This window comes from Allobosea sp. NPDC003192, from assembly GCF_050275675.1.
Taxonomy (GTDB): domain Bacteria; phylum Pseudomonadota; class Alphaproteobacteria; order Rhizobiales; family Beijerinckiaceae; genus Allobosea.
Map to the genome: position 1 here is coordinate 75,691 of NZ_JBNNPK010000023.1, position 21,695 is coordinate 97,385.

The 21,695-nt window shown below is 68.3% G+C and carries 21 protein-coding genes; 8 read left to right on the forward strand and 13 right to left on the reverse strand.

The features are described 5' to 3' along the window. Positions 1-7 precede the first annotated feature (7 nt). From cckA to flgB, 7 genes are all read right to left on the reverse strand, one after another. Entirely contained in the window at positions 8-2,512 is a 2,505-nt protein-coding gene (gene cckA / locus ACQKLX_RS25300; protein WP_427364321.1) for a cell cycle histidine kinase CckA, read from the reverse strand. 84 nt (positions 2,513-2,596) lie between these two features. Continuing rightward, positions 2,597-3,664 carry a flagellar biosynthesis protein FlhB gene (gene flhB / locus ACQKLX_RS25305; protein ID WP_427364322.1) on the reverse strand — a complete coding sequence of 356 codons (1,068 nt, stop codon included), beginning with the start codon at positions 3,662-3,664 and terminating at the stop codon, positions 2,597-2,599. A 14-nt stretch (positions 3,665-3,678) separates the two neighbouring features. After that, a complete protein-coding gene (gene fliR / locus ACQKLX_RS25310) occupies positions 3,679-4,437 on the reverse strand; it encodes a flagellar biosynthetic protein FliR (protein ID WP_427364323.1) in 759 nt (252 codons plus the stop codon). Between the two features lie 77 nt (positions 4,438-4,514). Beyond that, positions 4,515-4,781: a flagellar biosynthesis protein FliQ gene (fliQ, locus tag ACQKLX_RS25315; RefSeq protein ID WP_057188754.1), complete on the reverse strand. Its 267-nt coding sequence runs from the start codon at positions 4,779-4,781 to the stop codon at positions 4,515-4,517. Between the two features lie 39 nt (positions 4,782-4,820). After that, positions 4,821-5,153, reverse strand: a complete 333-nt coding sequence (gene fliE / locus ACQKLX_RS25320; RefSeq protein ID WP_427364324.1) for a flagellar hook-basal body complex protein FliE — start codon at positions 5,151-5,153, stop codon at positions 4,821-4,823. A gap of 26 nt (positions 5,154-5,179) precedes the next feature. After that, on the reverse strand, positions 5,180-5,590 hold the full coding sequence (gene flgC / locus ACQKLX_RS25325; RefSeq protein ID WP_427364325.1) for a flagellar basal body rod protein FlgC: 411 nt from the start codon (positions 5,588-5,590) through the stop codon (positions 5,180-5,182). A gap of 11 nt (positions 5,591-5,601) precedes the next feature. Then, positions 5,602-5,985, reverse strand: coding sequence for a flagellar basal body rod protein FlgB (flgB, locus tag ACQKLX_RS25330; protein WP_427364326.1), 384 nt, complete (start codon positions 5,983-5,985; stop codon positions 5,602-5,604). A gap of 219 nt (positions 5,986-6,204) precedes the next feature. On the opposite strand from flgB, the gene ACQKLX_RS25335 reads away from it, so the two are divergent. Together ACQKLX_RS25335 and fliP are read left to right on the forward strand one after the other, a co-directional pair. Then, positions 6,205-7,539, forward strand: a complete 1,335-nt coding sequence (locus tag ACQKLX_RS25335; RefSeq protein ID WP_427364327.1) for a hypothetical protein — start codon at positions 6,205-6,207, stop codon at positions 7,537-7,539. A 118-nt stretch (positions 7,540-7,657) separates the two neighbouring features. Continuing rightward, complete coding sequence (gene fliP / locus ACQKLX_RS25340; protein ID WP_427364328.1) at positions 7,658-8,416, forward strand: flagellar type III secretion system pore protein FliP; 759 nt, start codon at positions 7,658-7,660, stop codon at positions 8,414-8,416. Between the two features lie 9 nt (positions 8,417-8,425). Here the strand turns inward: fliP and ACQKLX_RS25345 are convergent, their stop codons facing one another. Both ACQKLX_RS25345 and ACQKLX_RS25350 read right to left on the reverse strand, forming a co-directional pair. After that, positions 8,426-11,827: a tetratricopeptide repeat protein gene (locus ACQKLX_RS25345; protein WP_427364329.1), complete on the reverse strand. Its 3,402-nt coding sequence runs from the start codon at positions 11,825-11,827 to the stop codon at positions 8,426-8,428. Positions 11,828-11,945: 118 nt separating this feature from the next. Next, positions 11,946-12,854, reverse strand: a complete 909-nt coding sequence (locus ACQKLX_RS25350; RefSeq protein ID WP_427364330.1) for a LysR family transcriptional regulator — start codon at positions 12,852-12,854, stop codon at positions 11,946-11,948. A 141-nt stretch (positions 12,855-12,995) separates the two neighbouring features. On the opposite strand from ACQKLX_RS25350, the gene cnbZ reads away from it, so the two are divergent. Beyond that, on the forward strand, positions 12,996-13,757 hold the full coding sequence (gene cnbZ, locus ACQKLX_RS25355; protein ID WP_427364331.1) for a 2-amino-5-chloromuconate deaminase CnbZ: 762 nt from the start codon (positions 12,996-12,998) through the stop codon (positions 13,755-13,757). A gap of 60 nt (positions 13,758-13,817) precedes the next feature. Next, entirely contained in the window at positions 13,818-14,783 is a 966-nt protein-coding gene (locus ACQKLX_RS25360; RefSeq protein WP_427364332.1) for a Bug family tripartite tricarboxylate transporter substrate binding protein, read from the forward strand. A 127-nt stretch (positions 14,784-14,910) separates the two neighbouring features. Here the strand turns inward: ACQKLX_RS25360 and ACQKLX_RS25365 are convergent, their stop codons facing one another. From ACQKLX_RS25365 to fliL, 4 genes are read right to left on the reverse strand one after another with little or no spacing between them, the layout of a single operon-like run. Further along, a complete protein-coding gene (locus tag ACQKLX_RS25365) occupies positions 14,911-15,708 on the reverse strand; it encodes a MotE family protein (RefSeq protein ID WP_427364333.1) in 798 nt (265 codons plus the stop codon). After that, entirely contained in the window at positions 15,705-16,151 is a 447-nt protein-coding gene (locus ACQKLX_RS25370; protein WP_427364334.1) for a DUF6468 domain-containing protein, read from the reverse strand. The genes ACQKLX_RS25365 and ACQKLX_RS25370 overlap by 4 nt, the downstream gene beginning before the upstream one ends. A 17-nt stretch (positions 16,152-16,168) precedes the next feature. After that, on the reverse strand, positions 16,169-17,299 hold the full coding sequence (gene fliM / locus ACQKLX_RS25375) for a flagellar motor switch protein FliM (protein WP_427364335.1): 1,131 nt from the start codon (positions 17,297-17,299) through the stop codon (positions 16,169-16,171). A 30-nt stretch (positions 17,300-17,329) separates the two neighbouring features. Then, entirely contained in the window at positions 17,330-17,842 is a 513-nt protein-coding gene (gene fliL, locus ACQKLX_RS25380; RefSeq protein WP_427364336.1) for a flagellar basal body-associated protein FliL, read from the reverse strand. 291 nt (positions 17,843-18,133) lie between these two features. Here fliL and flgF point away from each other — a divergent pair, with 291 nt between their 5' ends. From flgF to flgH, 4 genes are read left to right on the forward strand one after another with little or no spacing between them, the layout of a single operon-like run. Beyond that, positions 18,134-18,877, forward strand: a complete 744-nt coding sequence (gene flgF / locus ACQKLX_RS25385) for a flagellar basal-body rod protein FlgF (RefSeq protein WP_427364337.1) — start codon at positions 18,134-18,136, stop codon at positions 18,875-18,877. 18 nt (positions 18,878-18,895) lie between these two features. Further along, positions 18,896-19,684 carry a flagellar basal-body rod protein FlgG gene (gene flgG, locus ACQKLX_RS25390; RefSeq protein WP_427364338.1) on the forward strand — a complete coding sequence of 263 codons (789 nt, stop codon included), beginning with the start codon at positions 18,896-18,898 and terminating at the stop codon, positions 19,682-19,684. Between the two features lie 15 nt (positions 19,685-19,699). After that, positions 19,700-20,731, forward strand: a complete 1,032-nt coding sequence (flgA, locus tag ACQKLX_RS25395; RefSeq protein ID WP_427364339.1) for a flagellar basal body P-ring formation chaperone FlgA — start codon at positions 19,700-19,702, stop codon at positions 20,729-20,731. 32 nt (positions 20,732-20,763) lie between these two features. Continuing rightward, a complete protein-coding gene (gene flgH / locus ACQKLX_RS25400) occupies positions 20,764-21,504 on the forward strand; it encodes a flagellar basal body L-ring protein FlgH (RefSeq protein WP_427364340.1) in 741 nt (246 codons plus the stop codon). The last annotated feature ends 191 nt before the right edge of the window (positions 21,505-21,695 follow it).

The window sequence follows — 21,695 nt, forward strand, 5'->3', positions numbered from 1 at the left end:
GAAGCGCTCAGGCCATCGCCGCCTTCACCGTCTCGACGAGCTGCTTCATCGTGAAGGGCTTGGGCAGGAAATGGAAATCCTCGCCCTCCGGCAGGTTCTTGCGGAAGGCTTCCTCGGCATAGCCCGAAACGAAGACGACCTTGGTGGAGGCGTTGCGCTTGCGCAATTCGCCGAGCAGGGTCGGGCCGTCCATTTCGGGCATGACCACGTCGGAGATGACGAGGTCGATCTTGCCCTCGTGCTGCTTGAACAGGTCGAGCGCCTCGACGCCGGATGCCGCTTCGTGGACGGTATAGCCGCGCGAGACCAGCATGCGGGCATTGAGGGCGCGCACTGCGTCCTCGTCCTCGACCAGCAGGATGACACCGGCGCCGGTATGGTCAGCCGCGGTCTTCTTCGGCGCTTCCTTGGCGGCGGCCTCGGCAGCGATGTCCTCCTCGGTCGGGATGTAGCGTGGCAGGAAGATGCGGAAATTGGTGCCGCGGCCGACGACCGAATCGCAGAAGACGAAGCCGCCGGTCTGCTTGACGATGCCGTAGACCATGGAGAGCCCGAGGCCCGTGCCCTTGCCGACCTCCTTGGTGGTGAAGAAGGGTTCGAAGATCTTCTCCAGATGCTCCTGCGGGATGCCGGTGCCGCTGTCCTCGACCTCGAGCTGGACATAGTCGGCCGCCGGCAGGCTGTCATAGCCGAGTTCGCCGACCTCGGCTGCCGGCACGTTGCGGGTGCGCACCTGCAGCTTGCCGCCATCCTGCATGGCGTCGCGGGCGTTGACCGCTAGATTGACCACGACCTGCTCGAGCTGGCCAAGATCGGCCTTGACTGGCCAGAGATCGCGGCCCTGGCGGACATCGAGCGAGATCTTGTCGGCGACGACGCGCTTCAGCATCAGCGAGAGGTCGGAGAGCACGTCGCCGAGCGCCAGCACCTGTGGGCGCAGGGTCTGCCGGCGCGAGAAGGCGAGCAATTGCCGGACCAGCGAGGCCGCCCGGTAGGCGTTCTGCTTGATCTGCATGATGTCCGGGAAGGACGGGTCGGTCGGCTTGTGGCTGGCGAGCAGGAATTCGGAGGCGTTGATGATGACCTGCAGCACGTTGTTGAAGTCGTGCGCGATGCCGCCGGCGAGCTGGCCGACCGCCTGCATCTTGCCGGCCTGGTCCATATTGTCCTTGAGCTTGCGCTCGGCGGTGGTCTCCAGCGCATAGACGATGGCTCGCTCGCCATCGGCATCCTCGCTGGCCGGGACCGGCGAGAGATAGAGCCTCGCCGAGCGACCGTCCTCGCCGGCGAGCGCGGCATCGAGCGGAGCGATCTCGCCCTTGCCGGCGAGCGCCGCGTCGAAGGCCTGGGCCAGCGCCCCGTTGCCGTTGACGAGTTCATGGATCGTCGCCGGCTGGGCGCCGCCCTGCATCAGGCGTGTGAAGGAAGCGTTCGAGCGCAGGATCGCGCCATGGCGGTCGACGGTCGCGATCGCCATCGGCGTCGCGTGGAAGAAACGGGCGAAGCGCGCCTCGGCATCGGTGTGGCGGTCGGCGCCGGCTTCGCCGGCGGCGCGGTTGAGGACGAGGGTGCGCGAGGCACCGGCGCGTCCGTCCTGGCCGAAAGCAACCTGGTGGTGAAGCCGGACGGGCAGAGACTGGCCGTTGCGGCGGCGCAGGTCGACGTCGAGCACCTCGATGCGGACATCGCCGGGCTGGCCGCGAATGGCCTGGATCAGCGCGGCGGCGTTGGGCGAGGCGATGTCCTCGAGCTGGAGGCCGCCGGAGCCGAAGCGGGCGAGATCGTAGTCGAGCCAGCCGGCCAGCGTCGCATTGAGATAGGGCACCTCGCTGTCGGCATCGATCGAGAGGAAGCCGGCAGGCGCATGGTCGAGATAGTCGATCGCGTGCTGGAGTTCCTGGAAAGCGTTTTCCTGGCGCTCGCGCTCCGGGGTGACGTCGGCGACGCTCCACAGGCAGGCCGGGCGGCCGGCGCGCGTGATCGGCGAGACGCGCACGCGGTACCAGCCGACGGCGCCGCGCTCGTTCAGGGCCGGCTCCAGCCGGATCTCTTCCGAGAGGCGGCGGCCGGCGCGGGCGGCGGTGGCGAGGCGGTAGATCGCCTCGGAGACCTCGGCGCGGCCCTTGAACAGCCGCTCGACGGGAGCGATCTCGCTGGCGTTGCGGGCGCCGGCGAAGGCGAGATAGGCCTCGTTGGCGTAGACGATGCGGTTCTCGCCCTCGGTGACGACGACGCCATCCTCGGCGCTGTCGACGATCGCCTTGGTCAGGTCGTTGCGGGCCGAGCGCCCGGCGAACTGGATCAGCCCGATCGCGAAGGCGAACAGGCAGAAGACCCCGACGACCGAGAGCAGCGCGAGCAGGCCCAGGATCAGCGGCTGCGCCCATTCATTGGCGATGAAGCCGAGCGCGATCGCGGCGCCGACCAGCAGGCCCGCGACCAGCAGGATGATGCCGACATGGCCGGGCCGGTCGGAACGGTCGATCGCGCTCGATGCCGTGCTTGCGCTCATTGCAGCGGGTCCGTTTCCTTCAGTCGCCCGTCAGCCAGGGGTCGAGGGCGGGCATACAGTAGAGATGCCTGCCCAGCCAGCGAGTTAGGCGCGGCGGCGCTTCAGGCGCAAGACGTATCCGATGACTTCCGCCACAGCTTGGTAGTGTTCGACAGGAATTTCGTCGTCGACGTCGACGGTGGCGTAGAGCGCGCGGGCCAGAGGCGGGTTCTCGACGATCGGGATGCTGTGCTCGCCGGCGACCTCGCGGATCTTGAGCGCGATCGCATCGACGCCCTTGGCGAGGCAGAGCGGCGCGCCCTGGCCGGATTCGTATTGCAGGGCGATGGCGTAGTGGGTCGGGTTGGTGATGATCACCGTCGCCTTCGGCACCTGTGCCATCATGCGCGAGCGGGCGCGCTGAGCGCGCAGCTGCCTGAGCTTGGCCTTCACCTCGGGATTGCCTTCGGTGTTCTTGTATTCGTCCTTGAGTTCCTGCTTGGTCATGCGCTGGCGCTGGTACCAGGTGAAGCGCTGGTAGCCGAAGTCGCCAATGGCGATGACTGCGAAGATGGCGAGCACGCCGGCCATCAGCTTGATCGTCAGCACGAGCACCGCTGGCAGCAAGGCGTGCACGTCCATCTGGGCGAAGCCCTGCAGGCGGTCGCGCTCGCCCCAGAGCACGATCCAGACGCCGACGCCGACCACCAGGATCTTGGCCAGGCCCTTGGCGAAGTTGACCCAGGCCTCCTTGCCGAAAACCCGCTTCGCCCCGGCCATCGGCGAGATCCGGTCGAATTTCGGCATCATCGGCTCGGTGGTCCAGAGCGGCTTGTGCTGGATCAGCGCGCCGGCCAGTGCGGCGATGAGGATGAAGCCGAGCGGCAGCGCCATGATGGCGAAGCCGGTCATCACGCCCTTGCTGGTGACGTGGAAGAGGGCGCCGGCGTCGTCCGAGACCTGGTGGGCGTTCATCAGGAAGGAGCGCAGGGAAAGCGCGGCATCGCGGGCCGAGCTGCCGGCCGCGACCAGAAGCGCCAAGGTGAAGCCGCAGAGCACGAAGAAGGTGCCGATCTCCTGCGATCTTGCGACGTCGCCTTTCTCGACGGCTTCATCGAGCTTTCGCTGGGTCGGTTCTTCTGTGCGATCTTCGTTCTCGACGTCTCCCGCCATCGGTCAAATCCCCTCTAGAGACCGATGAACTGGCGCAGGAAAGCGCCGAGATCGTCGAGGAAGACGCCCATCATCACCCCGACAGCGGCGAGGAGCACGAGCATGCCGCCGAGGATCGAGGCGGGGACCGCCAGGAAGAAGACCTGGAGCTGCGGCATCAGCCGTGCCAGCACGCCGAGGCCGAGATTGAACAGCAGGCCGAAGACGATGAACGGCGCCGAGATCTGCACCGCGAGCGAGAAACCCTGGGCCATCGCCTTGACGGCGAGGGTCATCACGTCGCCGATCTCGGGGAAGCCGCCGGGCGGCAGCAGCCGGTAGCTCTCATGGATGGCGGCGAGCGCGAGATGATGCAGGTCCGTCGCCAGGATCAGCGTGATCCCGAGCATCGAGAGGAAGTTGGCGATCGAGGGGTTCTGAAGACCGCCGGTCGGGTCGACGGTGACGGCGAAACCCAGCCCCATGGTCTGGGCGACGATGAAGCCAGCCGTCTGCAGAGCGCCCATCAGCAGGCGCGCGCTGACGCCGATGACGAGGCCGACCAGGATCTCGCTGATCAGGAGCGCGCCCAGCGCCGCCGGGGTCTGCGGGATCGTGATCGAGCCGCGCGCCATCGGCAGGATCACGAGCGCCAGGAAGAAGGCGAGGGAGAGCCGGCCGCGCGCGAGAATGAGGCGCTCGCCGATGCCCGGCATCAGCATCACCAAAGTGCCGACGCGCGCGAAGACCAGCACGAACAGCGCGCTGATCTCGGGCAGGATGGCGATCTGCATCGGGCGAACCCGGCTCCCGCGCCAGAATGGCGCGCCGGCCGGACTCCACGGACAGGAGGCGCTGGCTGGCGCGAGGCTCATTCGCCCGTGGCGATTCGGACGGCGACCCTGCCCATATAACCCGCCAGCGCGTCGCCCATGAACGGCAAAAACAGCAGCAGCGCTGCGAAGACCGCGATGATCTTCGGGACATAGACCAGGGTCTGCTCCTGGATCTGCGTCAGCGCCTGGATCAGCGAGACGACGAGGCCGACCACGAGCGCGATCAGCATCAGCGGCGCGCCGGCCTTGAGGAAGACGACGATGCCGTCACGGGCGACGTCGAGGATGGCTGCGGAGGTCATCGGCTTGCGTTCCGTCCGGTGTCTTGAGGGATGGCGGCGTCAGACCGGCATCCGCATGATTTCCTCATAGGCGGCGATGACGCGGTCGCGCACCGCGACCAGCGTCTCGATCGCGGCCTCGCTCTCGGCGACGGCCGTGACCACGTCGACGACGTCGGAGCGGCCGGCGGCGACCTTGCCGGTCTGGATATCGGCCTGGCGGGCGCTCTGCGCCGTCGATTCCAGCGCCTTGCTGACGAGCGAGGAGAAATCGGGCAGGCCGGCGCCGGCTCCGTCGAGGCCACCGACCGAGGCCGGCTTCTTCAGCAGGGCGCTAGCGCCCATGCCCTGCATCGAGGCATAGGCGCCGGCGGCGAAACTCGAGGTGGTCATGGGTCTGGCTCCGCTTCAGCCGTCGGTCAGGCGCGCAGGATGTCGATGGTGCGCTGGATCATCCGGCGCGTGGACGAGATCACGTTGAGATTGGCCTCGTAGCTGCGCTGGGCCTCGCGCATGTCCATCGTCTCGATCAGCGAGTTGACGTTGGGCATGCGGACCTGGCCGCTGGGGTCGGCAGCCGGGTGGCCCGGGTCGTATTTCGTCTTGAAGTCGCTGCGGTCGCGGCTGACGCGGCCGAGCTCGACGACCTGGGCGTCGAGCTCGCGGTCGAGCTTGCCCTGGAAAGTCACGATCTTGCGGCGATAGGGATCGACGCCGGCGCGCTCCGGCGATGAATCGGCGTTGGCGAGGTTCTCGGCGATGACTCGCATGCGCCCGGCCTGACCCTTCAGGCCGGAGGCGGCGACGGCGAGACTCTTGAGCAGGTCCATGATGCGGTTCCTTACCGGCCCTTGCCGATCGCGATCTTCATCAGCCCGAGGCTCTTGCTGTAGAGCGAGGCGGCGAGCTGATAGTCCGACTGGTTCTGCGCGACCTTCATCATCTCGTCCTCGAGATTGACGCTGTTGGCGCTCGGCGTCGTCTCGAAGCGCTTGGGATCGCGCGGATCGAAGCCATTGCGCTGGCCCGAGAGGCCCAGATGCATCGGCGAGGTCTGCGCCAGCGTCATGCCGCCGCCGGCGGGCGAGGGCGCGCGCAGGTCGTGCGGCTTGAAGCGCGGCGTATCGGCATTGGAGACATTCTCGGCGAGCAGCTTCTGCCGCGCCTGATGCCAATGCATGCGCGCTTTCAGTGCTCCCATCAGGCCAAGGCCGTCGTTCGCCATGCCGCAATCTCCCATCGGTCAACGCCGAAGTGGGTAATAATTGCCGGGTGCATGGTTAATATCGGGTTAATTCACAGGGATATGCACGGTCATGTTAACCATCTGCTAACCATGTTTCTCGAACTGGCGGCGCTTATGGTATAGCCAGCTCCGTCTATCCGGCTGATCGCCCTTACAAAGAGCGGTCGGCGGCTGTCGCGTCGCTTCATGAGGCAGACCTTGCAGACTTTGTTTGGCTTCGAACTTTCTTCCGGCCTGCGGTGGATCATCGCCTTCGCAGTGGTGCTGCTCCTGGTCGCGCTGCTCGGCTTTTTCCTGCGGCGCATGAGCGGCGGCCGATTGAAGTTCAAGGGCCAGAGCGGGGGACGCACCCGCCAGCCGCGCCTCGGCGTGGTCGATGTCTACGATCTTGACCGGCAGCGCCAGCTCATCCTGGTGCGGCGCGACAATGTCGAGCATCTCGTGATGATCGGCGGCGCCTCCGACGTGGTGGTCGAGACCAACATCGTGCGCAGCGGTGGGCGTGTCGCGGCGCCTCTGCAAAGCGAGAGCCTGGCCGAACGGCCGCTGGCGCTGGAGCCCGAGCCGCGCCCGCAAGCCTTCGAAGAGCCGCGCCCGCTGCCGCCTTCGCCGGTTCCGGCCGTGCCGGTCGAGCCTGTGCCGCCGCGGCCGGTCACGCCGCCGGCCCCGCCGCCGCGCGCTGTCGCCCAGCCCCCGATTCCACCTCAGCCGCCGCGGCCGGCTCCGGCTCCCCAGCCGACCTCGATCGCTCCGGCCGTCGCGGCTAGCGCCGTCGGCATCGGCGCCACCCTGGCGCGCGATCCGGCTCCGGCCGCCAGCGCCAGCGAGCTCGGCGACATGGCCCGCCAGCTCGAAGAGGCGCTGAAGCGTCCGTTCTCGGCCGTGCGACCGGGTTCTGCGGGCCCGCGCACCGAGCCGGAGGCGCCGCCGGCGCCGGTGGTCACATCTCCGCCGGCCGCTCCAGAGCCCCCGGCCACCGCCAAGCCGGCAGCGCCGGTTCCCGCACCTGCTCGCCCGGCGCTCGATATGGAGGCTGAGCTCGAAATGGCGCTGGGGCTGAAGCCTGCGCTGTCGCGCCCGGCTGCGTCCGAGGCGCCGCTGGTCGCCCCGCCGGTCTTCGCTCCGCCAAAGCCGCCGGCTGCCGGACCGGTGAAGGCGGACGAGAAGAAGCACGAGCCGACGAAGGAACAGGCGCCGGAGCCGAGCAAGCCTGCCAAGTTCGGGCCGGTCTTCGACGACGTGCTCGACGAGGTCGAGACTGCCGCCAAGGCCGAAGCGCCGGCCAAGAGCGAGCAAAAGCCGAGCGAGCCGAAGACCGCTGACGGAAAGCCTGCTGACGGCAAGCCCGCCGACGTGAAGCCCGTAGAAGCCAAGCCAGCGGACACCAGGGCTGCCGACGCCAAGCCGGCCGAGGCCAAGCCCGCGGACGAGCCGAAGCCGGCCGCCAAGCCGGCGGAGGACGATCCGTTCTCGGTCGACGCGATCGAGGCCGAGTTCGCCCGCCTGCTCGGGCGCGATCCCAAGAAGGGTTGAGATCGTTCTTCCGGCGTGAAGGCGCCGGGGGATAGCGGCGTAAAGCCTCTTCGCCCGCCCCTGAGCCTTGCTCTAGCGTTCCCGCGAGCCCGCACCATGATTCGGGCAGGAACGAGTGATGGGCAGGCGGATACCGACGGGACAGAGACTGCGCTGGCTGGCGGGATTTGCCGCGGCTCTTGGCGTGCTCGGGATCGCCGCCGTCGCGCAGGCACAGTCGCTCTCGCTCGACCTCGGCCAGGGCGGCGTTACCGAGCGGGCACTGCAGCTCATCGCCACGATCACGGTGCTGTCGCTGGCGCCGTCGATCCTGATCATGGTGACCTCGTTCACGCGCATCGTCGTGGTGCTATCGCTCCTGCGCTCGGCGATCGGCACCCAGACGGCGCCGCCCAACGCGGTGATCATCGGGCTCTCGCTGTTCCTGACCGGCTTTGTGATGGCGCCGACCCTGAAGGAGGCCTACCGCGTCGCCGGCGCGCCGGTGATCGCCGGCCAGATGCAGCCGCAGGAGGCGTTCGAGCGCGGCATCGTGCCGTTCCGCGAGTTCATGCTGAAGCATGTGCGCGAGAAGGATCTGGCGCTCTTCATGGAGATGTCGCGCGAGCCGAGGCCGGAGCGGCCGGAGGACATCCAGATCCAGGTGCTGGTGCCGGCCTTCATGATCTCGGAACTCCGGCGCGCCTTCGAGATCGGCTTCCTGCTGTTCGTGCCGTTCCTGATCATCGACCTGGTGGTGGCCTCGATCCTGATGTCGGTCGGCATGATGATGCTGCCCCCGGTGACGGTGGCGCTGCCATTCAAGCTGATCTTCTTCGTGCTGGTCGACGGCTGGGGGCTGGTCGCCGGCTCGCTGGTCAAGAGCTACGGCAGTTGACGCGACGGCTCAGCCCTGGCCGGGCTGCGGACCGGCATTGGCGGCGTCGGTCTCCGCCGGTTTACGCCGCTCGCGCACGGCGCTGGAATAGGCCGGGTAGCGCTTGCGGTATTCCTTGAGGAAATCGGTCATCGTGTCGGAGCCGGCGGCCGTGCGAGCGGCTTCGCGGATGTCGCTGGCACTGGCCCGGCTCGCGCCGGTGACGAAGCCGAACAGGCGGGCATCGGCGCCCTGCGCCATCTTGGCGGCGAACTTGGTGCGCAGCCGGTCGAGCGAGAGCGCTTCGTCCGACATGACATAGCCGATGGCGGCGCGCATCACGTCGGCGCGCTCGCCGTCGCCGAGCGGCGCCTGGCCGCGCCAGCTCTCGCCGAGCATGCGTTCGAGTGCCTCGCCGGCCTCGCGCCAGCGCCGGCCGCTCCAGAGGATGTCAGCGGTGAGCCGGTCGACCTCCGGACCGCTCTCGCCTTCCAGCAGGTCGAGCGCCTGGTCGGTGCGCGAGAGATCGGACAACGCCTTGGCTTCGAGCAGCAGCCGGGCGCGCTTGACGTCGGCCGGCAGCTCGGCGAGCCGGGTCGAGACGAGCGCCTGCAGCGCCTCGGCCGGCTTGCCGTTCATCAGCCGGATCATGGCGAGCCTGGTCGCGACGGTCGAGCGCGATGCGCCGGTCAGGCGCCGGTCCATCTGGTATTGCAGGATCTCGCTCGCCTGGTCGAGCAGATCGAGCTCGACCAGCCGGTCGGCGAGCAGGCGGGTGATCTCGTCGCCGCGCCGGCCGATCGGCAGGAACTCCTTGAAATCGTAGAACAGCGCAAGCGCCTCGAGCCGCGGCAGCTTCTCGAGATCCGGGTCGCTGAACAGCGCCTCGAAGCGCTGGGCGGTCTCGTCGTGCAGGAGGCGCGTCGCCGGATGCTCGGGGAAGGTCTCGTTGGCGCGCCGCGCTGTTTGAAAAGCATCGCGCCAGCGCTGCTGCTCGGCATAGAGGCGGCCGAGCTCGGCCAGGGCCTCGATCTCGACCTCGCCGCCGCGCCAGATCGCCGAGACGGTTTCGAGCCGGGCGATGGCTTCGTCGGCTGAGAAATCCGCGCGCTTCTCGGCGCGAGCAAGCTTGACCGCACGCAATTGCGCCTCGGCGGCGACCGGCCGCGTCTTCGCCTCGAAGAGCGGCTTGTAGCCGTTGATCGCCGCTTCCGGCCGGCCGCTGACATCGTCGAGCCTGGCGCGCAGCAACGCCAGAGCCTCGGGATTGACCAGCTCCTCCGGCATCTCGGCGAGCCGGCTGATCTGTTTCTCGGCCACCGTGGTCTCGCCGGTGGCGAGCGCTGCCCGCGCCATGGCCGGGCGGAACTCGGCCTGGAGATCGGCGGGATAGCGGTCGAGGATATCCTCGGCCCGGCGGAAGCCGGCGAGCGCCTGGGTATTGCGGCCGAGCCGCTGCTCGGAGAGCGCGCGCCAGAGTCCGGTCTCGGCCTCGTCGCGGATCGGCGCGGCGTCGAACGCCTTCAGCGCCTCCGCGCTGCGCTGCATGCGGGTCGCGATCAGGCCGCGCAGGAACAGCGCGTCGCGGTTGCCGCGCATCGCGGCGTCGTCGGCCAGTAGCGCATTCAGCGGCCCGGCCGCTTCCGGCATCATGCCATTGGCGGCGAGGAAGCGGGCCAGCGCCAGCCGGGTCTCGGATTTGCGTCCGCGCGAGGCGCCGGCGACCTCGCGCAGCAGGCTGGCTGCGCGGTCGCGGATGTCGTTGGTGTGCAGAGCCGACCAGGCTTCGCCGTCGAGCAGCGGCCGGGCGGGAGCCTGGGCGCTCTTCTTGTCCGCTTCGCTCGGCTTCTCGGCATCGAGGCTGACGATCAGGCCGTTCTGGCGGCCGATTCTGACCTCGTCGGTGTCGGCGCGTACGGCGAGGTCGTCGGCGACGGCACTGACGACGACGCCATGGGCGCTTTGCGGCAGGCCGAACTCGAGGAAGCGATAAGGCTTGGAGACGGCCCGCGTCGGCCCCAGCACGGTTGCGACCGCGAGGTTCGGGCCGCCTTCGCCGTTCTCCAGCCAATGCACGCCGGTCAGGCCCGACACCGGTACGGCGACGATGGTCTGGCCGCGCTCGTCGGCATCGCGGCGGGGGGTGAGCGCAACGGCGGGCTTGCCGGCCTTGTCGCCGAAAGTCAGCGACCATTGCGCGTTGTCGTCGGACAATCGCACGATCTGCTGGCGTCGTGTCTTTAGCCTGACGACGGTGACCTTGGTCTCGCGCGTGACGGTGACGTCCTGCACCAGCGCCGGCAGCACGCCCTTGAGCTTGTCCGGATCGAGCGTGTCGCGCGTATCGAAGATGAGCGTGACCCGGCCGGGCTCGGCGAAGGCGGCGGCGCCGGTCGGGCGCGAGAAGCGGAAATCGATACGGCCGCCATCGCCGTCGACGGCGGAGGCGATCTCGATATCGCGGGGCGGGACGTCGGCGGTGGTCGTGGCGACCGGCCTGGGCAGGGCCTGCGGCGCGTCGGCCTTCGGGGCAGGGGGCGGCGCTGCCGCGGCAGTTTTCTGCTCGGGGACCTTGGCGTCCACCGGCTTCCCCCCGCCGGGCGGGGCGGCCTGCAGATCGGCCAGCGAGAGCGGGGTGGCGGCGCCGGAATGTGGCAGGTCGACCGTCCAGCCGGTCTCGTCGCGGAAGCTGCGGAGCTGGCGGTCCTTCGGCACGGTGAAGACGAGCTGCGTGCGATCGTCGCCGATCGTCGCCTGTTCCAGCGTGAAGTCGGCCGGCAGCAGGCTGCGGATCTGCGAGGGCGTCACCGCCAGCGGCTGGTCGAAGCTCAGCGTCAGCTTGCTGTCGTCGAGGCTGGGTGTGAGCAGCGCCTCCGGCGGCGCCGAGAACATCAGCCGGTCGAGCGTCGGCAGGCGGGCGGTGCGGAAGCCGAGTGGCTTCGGCGCCGGCGCGGGCGCACGGGCGATGTCGCGGGCGCGCGCCTCGGCGAGGCGCAGGCGCTGGGTGAGCTCGGCGAGGACCTCGGGCGGCAGGCCGGGCAATTGGCCGGTCCAGTTCTCCGGCAGAAGGTCGATGAACGCCTTGTCGCCCGCTTCGAGCAAATTGGCGCGATAGGGGCGGGCGAGCGCCAGGCGCAGGCCGCGATCGTCGGGATCGATCCTGACCACCGAGATGTAGTTCGGCAATTCGGCGGCGAGCCGGCCCGGGTCAAGCTTCACCGGCTGGCTGAAACCAATGATGACGACGCCGTTGGCAACGCGCACCCGCGTCGTCACCGGCTCGTCGAAGGTGAAGGCGAGGCGGCCGAAGCCGGCGCGCATGGCTTCGCCACGCAAGGTCGCGGTGGCGGCGGTTGCCGGCGCGTCAAAGCCGGCAGCGAGGCTCAGCGCCGCCAGGCCAATGCCGAAGCTCAGGGACCGCAGGATACGCACGACCGCTACTCAACCCGACGCGATGGCGGAGCGGCGACAGGCCACTCCAACCTGCGCGGAGGCTAGCCTGTCAAGGATAACGGGGGGTTAAAGCAAGCTGCCTGCGGCGTGCGCTCGTTCACACATGCCCGGCCGCGTATTTCCGCGCGCTGCGCGCCAGATGTCGCGACAGCGCCCGCGCTGCCGGCGAGAGGTTGCGGCCGTTGCGCACGCAGATCTTGAGGCAGGCCTTGCGCAGATTGCGGCCCTGCAGCGGTACCGCGACCAGGTGTCCCTCGGTGACGTCGCGCCGTGTCGCGCAGCGCGTCAGGACGCTGACGCCGAGGCCGGCCCGCGCGAAGGAGCGCAGCGACTGGATCGAGTTCGTGACCAGGGCCGGCTTGAGTTCGATCCCGGCCGCCGCGACCATGTCGTCGACGAGGCGGCGCAGGCCGAAGGTCCGGTCGGGGAGGGCAAGGCGCATCTCGCCGATCTCCGCGACCCTGACCGATTGCCGCTGCGCGACGGCATCGCCGGGGCGGGAGGCGAGGACCAGCGCGTCGGCGATCTCGGCGAGCGAGAGCACGCTGCGGTGCTGGACCAGGTTGAAGGCGACGATCATCTCGGCCTCGTCGTCGAGCAGGCGCTGCACGAGCTGATCGGAACTCGCGACCATGATGTCGAAGCTCACGGATGGATGCGCGGCCGAGAACTCGGCGAGGGCAGGGTAGACGAAATCGTCCATCGCGCCCTCGACCGTCCAGACGCGGACATGCCCGCGCTTCATGCCCTGGAGCTCGTCGATGGCGGAACGCGCGGTCTGGACGCTGTCGAGGATGGTGCGCGCCGTCTCCAGCACGGCTGCTCCCGCCGTGGTCAACCGCATGCCGCGCGCCCGGCGCTCGAACAAAGCGGTGCCGTATTCCTCTTCGAGGGCGGCGATCTGGCGGCTGATCGCCGAGGGCGCGACGCGCAACGTATCGGCTGCCTCGCGGACCGAGCCATGGTCGGCGACGAGGGCGAAATAGCGGTAGCGGTTGAGCGACATGGCAGTGCGCAGCGACCGAAGCGAGAGTCCGGACAGTACGAGAGTGTTGCCGGATCGGCAACGAACTCTCCGCTGTTTCGCGCTGGCTGATCGGCCGATACCTCTCCTACGACTAGGAAAATCAGTCGAGGAAGCGATCCGATGTACTCCACCCGAACCAGCCAGGACGGCAGCTACAGGTTCATCCCGGCCGTCTACCAATACTCCGGCGGGGTCGCGGCCGAACCGGGTTTCCGGATCGAGCGCGCGCAATTGGCGAACCCGGTCGCGCTGGATCGCGGCCTTCAATTGATCGAGGCGCATCTGAAGCAGGTAGGCCGGCCGCTGACCGCGCTCTGCGCCTGCGAACTGCGCTCGCCCGAGCCGTTCTCGGAAGGCGGCTTCGACGCCTTCAATCGGCTCTACGCCTCCCGCCTCGACCAGTGGGGCATCCTGCAGGGGCAGGTGAACCCCGTCGCGCGGACGAATATCTGCCCGGAGATCGGCAAGCCGGACGCCGTCTCGCTGCATGCCTTCAGCTACACCGTTCCCGATGTCGTGGCCCGGGCGAGCTTCGTGGTGGCGGGCAGCGGCGAGGCGCCCGAGGGCGGCGCCAGCTATGCGCAGGGGACGATCCGATCGGGTGACGCCTCGCCGGGGGGCGTGCGCGCCAAGGCGCAATGGGTGATGGGCGAGATGGAGGGCCGGCTCTCGGGCCTCGGCTATGGCTGGGGCGATGCCCTGGTCACGAACATCTACACCGTGCGCGACATTCACCCGCTTCTGAATGACGTCCTCGCCCCGATCACGGGCCTCGGCCGCCCCGTGACCTGGCACTTCTCCCGGCCGCCGGTGGCGGTGCTCGACTACGAGATGGATGTCCGCGGCCTGCCGCGGGAAATCGTGATCGAGGCGCGGGGCTGATCCCCTGCGGACGCTCCGGTGCGTTGCCGGAAATCGAACGGTACGGTGATGGAGGATCCGATGTTGCTTGATCGACGTGCGCTTCTCCTGGCGGGGCTCGCCCTGCCGACGCTGGCCAGGGCGCAAACGGCCTGGAAACCGGAGCGGCCGGTGCGGCTGATCCTGCCGTTCACGCCCGGCACCTCGATGGATCCGGTGGCGCGGCTGGCGCAGGAGAGCCTCAAGGACACGCTCGGGCAGAGCGTCGTGGTCGAGAACATCGCCGGAGCGGCGACCGTCATCGCCGGGGCCGAGACGCTGAAGTCGCCGCCCGACGGACACACCATGCTGATGATCGCCAACAGCTTCGCGGCCAACATCACGCTGCGGACGCGGACGGCGGACTGGCAGCGCGCTTTCGTCCCGGTGGTGCAGGCGACGGTGGTGCCTCACGTCCTCGTGGCTGCGCCGGCGCTGAAGGTTGACTGGGCAGGCTTTCTGAAGCACCTGCGCGAGAGCGGCGGCGCGATGACCTATGGCTCGCCGGGGATCGGCACGTCGCCGCATCTGGGCGCCGAGCATTTCCTGCGGCTGGCCGGCGGCAAGGCCGTGCATGCGCCCTATAACGGCACCTCGCAGCTCTTCGTCGACCTCTACGCCGGCCGGATCGATTTCGCGCTCAGCAACCTGCCCGATGTCGTCCAGCCGATCGAGGAGGGCAAACTCGCCGCGCTCGCGGTGACCGCCGAGCAACGGGTGCGCGAGCTGCCCAATGTCCCGACCTTCGCCGAGCTGGGCCTGCCGGACCTTCTGTCGGATAGCTGGTTCGGCATCATGGTCCGGCGCGATACGCCGGCACCGGCCCGCGAGGCGCTGGAGCGCGCCTGGCTCACGGCGCTGGCGCGTCCGGATGTGCGCGAGCGCCTGCAGGGCTTGAGCTTCAACGTGCTGGCGCGGCCCGGCGCCGAGTTCGAAAAGGTGATCGACCGCTACGTCGCGACCTATGCGACGATCATCAAGGAAAGCGGCATCGCCGTTCAGCAGTGAGCGGGAGCGGCCTCAGAGCATGCTGTGAAAAAGTGGCAACGGTTTTTTGCCACCCAAGCATGCTCTAAACTATTAGAATCGATCACGTTATCTGCGTTTGGACAGTTCCGTCCAAATGCAGCGTGATCTAACGCCGCGGAGCGGGCTCGATCGCCGGCAATTCGTTACCAGCCGGCGTCGGGGCCGGGGCGCGCTCGGTGGCGACGGCGGGACGGCCGCGCAGCGAGAGCGCGACGGTGAGGCGTTCGGCCGCCTCGGGCGACATGGCGGCGAGCACGTCCGACATCTTGCGCGGGTTCATCTGCTGGACGACCGGGACGAGGATGTCGAGTGCCAGTCGGTCGAAGACGCGGGCGGCATCCTTCGGCTTCATCGTCTCGTACATGATCACCAGGTTCTTCACCGCCTGATTGGCGTCCGCCTCCTGCTTGCGCGGGCCCTCGACCTTCTCTTCCAGCGCCTTCAGGTCGTCGACGCGGCCGCCGAGCTTCTTCTCGGCAGAATCGAGCAGCTTCTCGCGCATGTCGAGCTCGCGCATGCGGGCCTCGATCTCCTCGCGGCGCTGGCCGAGGCGTTCGAGCAGCGCCTTCTCAGCCGGGGACACCGGCTGGGTGGTGCCGTTCATCAGGCCGGCCTTGTTGTTCGGAGCAGCGTCGCGCTTGGCCTGTTCCTCGGGGGGCAGCTTCGGCGCCGGCGGATCGATCGTCCCGGTGGTCTCCGGGTCCATGAAGACGTCGGGCTGATGGGCCTTGGCGATGATCTTGGCGAGGCCCCAGACCTCCTTCTCCGGCTTTACGGCGAACACCTGGGGGCTGGCGGGGATCTTGCCCGGGCTGGGCTCCGCCGACCAGGCGAGCAGCTTCAGCGCCAGGAGGCCCATGGCGCCGAGGATGACTGCCGGGATGAGGCGGGGCGTCTGGATCACGCAGCCTGGCCTTCGAGCCTGCGGGCGGCGCGAGCGCGGATGGCGGCGGCGGCATCGGCGGCGCTGGCCATGCGCGAGAGGGCGGGTTTCTCGGCGACGGGCTCGGGCTTGGCGACGACCATGCTGGCGGCGCTGACGATCTGGCCGATGCGTTCCATCACGGTCTGGCCGGCTTCGATCTGCTGGGCGAGGTCGGCGGCGTAGCGCTCGGCGGTTTGCAGGCGTTCGGCGAGGGTGCGGTCGCAGTCGCCGAGTGTCAGCTTCAGCCCGGCGATGGCGCGCTCGGCGGTGTCGGTTGCGGAAATCAGGGCGCCGATGGTCTGGCGCATCGCGCTCTCATCGGCTTTCAGCCGCTCGATGCGCTTGGAGAGCACGAAGCAGGTGATGATGGTGGCGACCAGCAGGCAGGCGACCAGCGCATCGGCGATCAGGGTGATGGTCATGGGGGAGGTCTCCCTGGTCAGGACGCCGGAGTGAGATGGCTGGTGTCGAAGGCCGCCATGGTCGTCTTCGAGCGCCGCAGCGGGCTGACGACCTGGACGGCGATCTTGTCGTCGACGCGGCCGATCCGGCCCTCGCTGACGATGAACTCGCCGCAGCGCAGCGAGGCGACCGAGTCGGGGCGGGCGTCGAACATCAGCGTGTCGCCGATCTCGAGCTTCATCACCCGCTTCAGCGGCATGGTGCATTCGTGCAGCACGCATTTCACCGCGACGTCCGCCTGCCAGACCTCGGTGGCGAGGTGGTTCTCCCAGATCGGATCGCGCCCGAGCTTCTCACCCATGAAGCTTTCGAGCAGCAATTCACGGATCGGCTCGATGGTGGCGTAGGGCAGGAGCAGGTGGAGCGAGCCACCGCGACCTTCCATGTCGAAGCGCAGCTCGACGCGGATCGCGGCGTTGGCCGGCCGCGAGATCGAGACGAAGCGCGGATTGGACTCGATCCGGTCGATCCTGAAGTTCACCGGCGAGAGCGGCCGGAAGGCCGCCTCGGCATCGCCGAGAACGACGCCGATCACGCGGCGCAGCAGGCTCATCTCGATCGAGGTGAAGGGACGACCGTCGACGCGTGCCGCCGCCTGGCCGCGCTTGCCGCCGAGCATGGTGTCGAGGACGGAGTAGGTGAGGGCGGACTCGATGGTGACGAGGCCGAAATTGTCCCATTCCTCGGCCTTGAACACGGCCAGCATCGCCGGCAGCGAGATCGAGTTGATGTAGTCGCCGAACCGGACCGAGCGGATGCCCTCGAGCGTCACCTCGACATTGTCGCTGAACAGGTTCCGCAGGCTGGTCGAGAGGAGCCGGACCAGGCGCTCGAAGATGATTTCGAGCATCGGCAGGCGTTCATAGGTGACCGAGCCCGAATCGACGATCGCCTGGATACCGTTGCGGCCGCCCTTGCCGTCATCTCCGATGGAGAAGCCGAGCATGGTGTCGATCTCTTCCTGATTCATCAGGCGATCGATATTGGCTTCCTGCTCGCCGCCTTCGTCCGACACGACGTCGGACATGGTGGCCCATTCCGCCGCCATGCCTTCCGGCGTCAGCGGGGTCTTGTCCTTGTCCTGGGCTTCGAGATCGTCGTTGGCCATGGCGGTCTACTTTGAGCGATCGGGCTGCCGCTATTGCAGCAGCAGTTCCTTGAAGAGGACGGCGTCGACCTTGGCCGGGTAGACGGTGACGTTGACCCGCCGCAGCAATTCTTCCTTCAGCCGATACATCCCGGCTGAGCCGTCGAGGTCGGAGGGGCGCAGTTCGCGCATGAAGACCTGGAAGGCGTCCTCGACGCGCGGCAGCAGCGGCTTGACCTGATCGGCGGTCTTGGGATCGGCGATCTCGAGCGCGACCTTGATCTTGACGATCGGCTGGCGGTCCTGTTGCGGGCCGGCGGAGATGCCGATCATCATGTCCTTCATCTCGACGAAGGTGATCAGCTTCTTGGCGGCTGCGGCTGCCTGCTCGGCCGTGACCTCCTCGGCGGGCTTCTTCTTCATGAAGAAGAACCAGCCTCCGCCGCCGAGCACGGCGACGAGCGCCAGGGCGCCGCCGATCATGACGAGCTTCTTCTTGCCGGACTTCGGCGCCTGCTCGGCGCCCTCGGCGGCTTCGTCGTCCTTGTTCGCCTTCTTCGCCATCTCGGCCAGCCCGCCTAGAACGGGCGCCGCCCCGGCCCGTCTCTCTCTGCCGTTAACCCTCGCCCGATTACAGTTAACGGCCCGTTAAGGACGGCAATTTTTGCCGGGCCGTTTCTGCCGTGCAGGCGAGTTCGATCCTGCAGTGGTGAAGGCGCTCTTCAGATCGATATCCAATGATTTCAATAATTTGTCCGGATTAACCATGTTGGCACACCGCTTGCCACCGGTTTGCCGTGGCCACCGCGCTGGGGAGCGTCGGGGCGGTCACGGGACAGATCGGGAGCAGGAGCCGTGGAAAACGCGCTTCTCGTCAGCCTGTCGCGCCAGATGGCTCTGGCGCGTGAGCTCGACGTCATCGCCAACAACGTCGCCAATGTCGGCACGAACGGGTTCAAGGCCCGTTCGGCCCGCTTTGCCGAGTACATCTCGCCGACAGCGCGGGCCGACACCTTCCAGACGCAGGATCGCCGGCTCTCCTATGTCATCGACAAGGGCACGCCGATCGACCTGTCGCTCGGCATGATCGAGCGGACCGGCAACCCGCTCGACGTCGCGCTGCAGGGCGAGAACTACCTCGTCGTCCAGACCCCGCAGGGCGAGCGTTACACCCGCGCCGGCTCGCTCGAGATCAATGGCCGCGGCCAGCTCGTGACCCAGGCCGGCCAGCCTGTGATGGGCGATGGCGGCCCGATCGTGTTCGGCTCGACCGAGAGCAATGCGCGCATCGCCACCGACGGCACGGTTACCTCCGACCAGGGCCAGCGCGGCAAGCTGCGCATCGTCCGCTTCGACAATCCCCGCGCCCTCGCCAGCGATGGCGCCAACCTGTTCTCGTCGACCGCAGCCGCCCAGCCCGCCGGGCCGCAGGCGCGGCTCGAGACCGGGGCGATCGAGCGCTCCAACGTCAAGGCCGTGGTCGAGATGACCCGCCTCGTCGAGGTCCAGCGCGCCTACCAGACCCTGTCGGCGATGATGGGCAAGACCGACGAACTGCGCGCCAAGGCGATCACTCGCCTGGCCGACCAGCAAGCCTGACGCGGAAGGAGCAGATCCATGCGCGCCCTCTACACCGCCGCCACCGGCATGATGGCCCAGGAACTCAACGTCCAGGTCATCTCGAACAACATCGCGAACGTCCGCACCACCGGCTACAAGCGCCAGCGCATCCATTTCCAGGACCTGCTCTACGAGCATTTCCGCCGCGCCGGCACGCAGACCTCGGACCAGAACACGCAGGTACCGGCCGGTACCTTCGTCGGCTCCGGCGTCAAGACCTCCTCGACCGGCCGGGTGATGAGCCAGGGCAACTTGACGCCGACGGAGAAGCAGTACGATGTCGCCATCCGCGGCGAGGGCTTCTTCCGCATCCAGATGCCGGACGGGCGTACCGCCTATTCGCGCGACGGTTCCTTCGATCTCGACAGCCAGGGCCGCCTGGTGACGCGCGACGGCTACCTCGTCCAGCCGGGCATCACCGTCCCGAACAACGCGACCGGCGTCTCGATCAACGCGCAGGGCACGGTCGAGGTCAATCTTCCCGGCCAGACCGCGCCACAGCAGCTCGGCCAGATCCAGCTCTCGCGCTTCATCAACAAGGTCGGCCTCGAATCGATCGGCGACAACCTCTTCATCGAGACGGCCGGCTCCGGCCCGGCGATCGACGGGCTCGGCGGCGAGGAAGGCTTCGGCACGATGCAGCAGAACTATCTGGAAGAAGGCAACGTCCAGGCCGTCACCGAGCTGTCCTCGCTGATCGCCGCGCAGCGCGCCTACGAGATGAACTCGAAGGTGATCTCGGCCGCCGACCAGATGATGCAGTCCACCACGCAGATCATGCGCTGACGAAGGATGAGCCAGATGATCCGCTCCGCTCTCCTCATTGCGATGCTGACGGCGATCCCCGCCATGGCGCCGGCGCAGACCGCAGCTCCGGCGGGCGAGCGTGCCCCGGCCGCCGTGCCGGCCGCTGCCGCCAAGCTCAGGCTGAAGCCCGACCTCACGCTGTCGCGCGATATCGTCAGCTTCGGCGACCTGATCGCGGGCCTGTCGCCGCAGGACGCGGCTCTGCCGGCCTTCCGCGCTCCGGCACTCGGCGAAACCGGCACCATCCAGGTCAGCCGGATCATCGAGGCAGCGGTCAAGCAGGGACTGCTGCGCGACGCGCAGGATCTCGACGGCCAGAGCGTCGCCCAGGTGGTGGTGACCCGGGCGGCGCGCCGGATCACCGGGGTCGACGTCGAGGCGGCGGTGAAATCGGCGCTGCTCGAACGTTTTGGCTTCGACGGGCGTGCCTTCGCGCTGCTGCTCGACGGCGGTGCGCCCTCTGTCGTGGTCGAGCCGGAGCTGACCGGTGACCTCGCGGCGCTCGACCTGAACTATGATGCGCGCAGCCGCCGCGTCACCGGCCGCCTGACCATGCCGGGCAGCGCCGCCACCCGCCTGAAGCCGGTGCGCGTCTCCGGGCAACTGGTCGAGACCGCCGAGGTGGTGGTGCCGCTGCGCACGATCGCTCGCGGCGAGACGCTCACCCCTGGCGACGTCACGATCGAGCGCCGTCCGCGCGAGGCGCAATTCAACGACGTGCTCGGCGAGATGAAGGCGGCGATCGGCAAGGTCGCCAAGCGCACCCTGGTGGCCGGCTCGGTGCTGCGCAGCGGCGATGTCCAGCGCGAGGAAGTCGTCGGGCGCGGCGATATCGTCACCATTCTCTATGAGGGGCGCGGCATCGCGATCAGCATGCGCGGCCGCGCCAACGAAGCCGGCGCGGTCGGCGACGTCATCTCGATCACCAACCCCCAGTCGAAACGCGTGCTGCAGGGAACCGTCACCGGTCCCGGGCGCGTCAATGTCAGCCCGCATAGCGGTGGCCAGATCGCCGCCGCCCGCTGATGACCTCCTTGCTCCAGTTGCGGACCGTTGCCATGACCCGGACCAACCCTCTTTCCATCTCCGCCGCCCTCGGCCTCAGCCTCATGCTCGGCGCCTGCGGCGCCGCCGACCGGCTCGCCAATGTCGGCCAGGTGCCGGCGCTGTCGCCGATCGAGGACCCGACCGCGACCAAGGGCTACAAGCCCGTGCAGATGCCGATGCCGGCGGTGGAGCACGCCTCCTACGCGCCGAACTCGCTCTGGCGCACCGGCTCTCGCGCCTTCTTCAAGGACCAGCGCGCCCGCCAGATCGGCGACCTCGTCACCGTCAAGGTCAAGGTCACTGACCGGGCCCAGCTCGACAACACCACCAAGCGCAGCCGCAAGAACGGCGAGGATTTCGGCGCCGAGAACTTCTTCGGATCCGAAAGCAAATGGAGCAAGAAGGCTGATCCCAGCTCGCTGCTCAAACTGGATTCGGATGCGTCGAGCGAGGGCTCGGGCTCGGTGCGCCGGGCCGAGCAACTCGCCACCAATGTCGCCGCCGTCGTCACCCAGACGCTGCCGAACGGCAACCTCGTCATCGAGGGCAAGCAGGAGATCAGGGTCAATTTCGAGGTGCGCGAACTGATCGTCGCCGGCGTGATCAGGCCAGAGGACATCGAATCCGACAACACCATCGACTCGGCCAAGATCGCCCAGGCCCGTATCGCTTATGGCGGCCGCGGCCAGATCACCGATGTCCAGCAGCCGCGCTATGGCCAGCAGGTGATGGACATCCTGCTGCCCTTCTGAGGCATGTCCCGGACAAGTGGAAACCGGCTCTCCGAGACAGGACAGGCCTGAAAGATAGATCTCGATCCCAGAGTTTCCGGCGCGACGGCAACGCTCCCCACGTTCCATGCCTTCGCGCCGGGGCGGCGGTCTCTCCCGAGCCGCCTTTCCTCCCGGCCGCCCGTCACGCTCCCCAGCTATCCAGGCTGGCG

Excerpts from the sequence above, each read along its gene's own strand:
- fliL (WP_427364336.1), bottom strand. The coding sequence starts at position 17,842 with ATGGCGAAGAAGGCGAACAAGGACGACGAAGCCGCCGAGGGCGCCGAG.
- flgB (WP_427364326.1), bottom strand. The coding sequence starts at position 5,985 with ATGGCGAACGACGGCCTTGGCCTGATGGGAGCACTGAAAGCGCGCATG.
- fliP (WP_427364328.1), top strand. The coding sequence starts at position 7,658 with ATGGGCAGGCGGATACCGACGGGACAGAGACTGCGCTGGCTGGCGGGA.
- ACQKLX_RS25370 (WP_427364334.1), bottom strand. The coding sequence starts at position 16,151 with ATGACCATCACCCTGATCGCCGATGCGCTGGTCGCCTGCCTGCTGGTC.
- cnbZ (WP_427364331.1), top strand. The coding sequence starts at position 12,996 with ATGTACTCCACCCGAACCAGCCAGGACGGCAGCTACAGGTTCATCCCG.
- fliR (WP_427364323.1), bottom strand. The coding sequence starts at position 4,437 with ATGCAGATCGCCATCCTGCCCGAGATCAGCGCGCTGTTCGTGCTGGTC.
- fliM (WP_427364335.1), bottom strand. The coding sequence starts at position 17,299 with ATGGCCAACGACGATCTCGAAGCCCAGGACAAGGACAAGACCCCGCTG.
- ACQKLX_RS25350 (WP_427364330.1), bottom strand. The coding sequence starts at position 12,854 with ATGTCGCTCAACCGCTACCGCTATTTCGCCCTCGTCGCCGACCATGGC.
- fliE (WP_427364324.1), bottom strand. The coding sequence starts at position 5,153 with ATGACCACCTCGAGTTTCGCCGCCGGCGCCTATGCCTCGATGCAGGGC.
- fliQ (WP_057188754.1), bottom strand. The coding sequence starts at position 4,781 with ATGACCTCCGCAGCCATCCTCGACGTCGCCCGTGACGGCATCGTCGTC.
- flgH (WP_427364340.1), top strand. The coding sequence starts at position 20,764 with ATGACCCGGACCAACCCTCTTTCCATCTCCGCCGCCCTCGGCCTCAGC.
- flgC (WP_427364325.1), bottom strand. The coding sequence starts at position 5,590 with ATGGACCTGCTCAAGAGTCTCGCCGTCGCCGCCTCCGGCCTGAAGGGT.
- cckA (WP_427364321.1), bottom strand. The coding sequence starts at position 2,512 with ATGAGCGCAAGCACGGCATCGAGCGCGATCGACCGTTCCGACCGGCCC.
- flgA (WP_427364339.1), top strand. The coding sequence starts at position 19,700 with ATGATCCGCTCCGCTCTCCTCATTGCGATGCTGACGGCGATCCCCGCC.
- flgG (WP_427364338.1), top strand. The coding sequence starts at position 18,896 with ATGCGCGCCCTCTACACCGCCGCCACCGGCATGATGGCCCAGGAACTC.
- flhB (WP_427364322.1), bottom strand. The coding sequence starts at position 3,664 with ATGGCGGGAGACGTCGAGAACGAAGATCGCACAGAAGAACCGACCCAG.
- ACQKLX_RS25360 (WP_427364332.1), top strand. The coding sequence starts at position 13,818 with ATGTTGCTTGATCGACGTGCGCTTCTCCTGGCGGGGCTCGCCCTGCCG.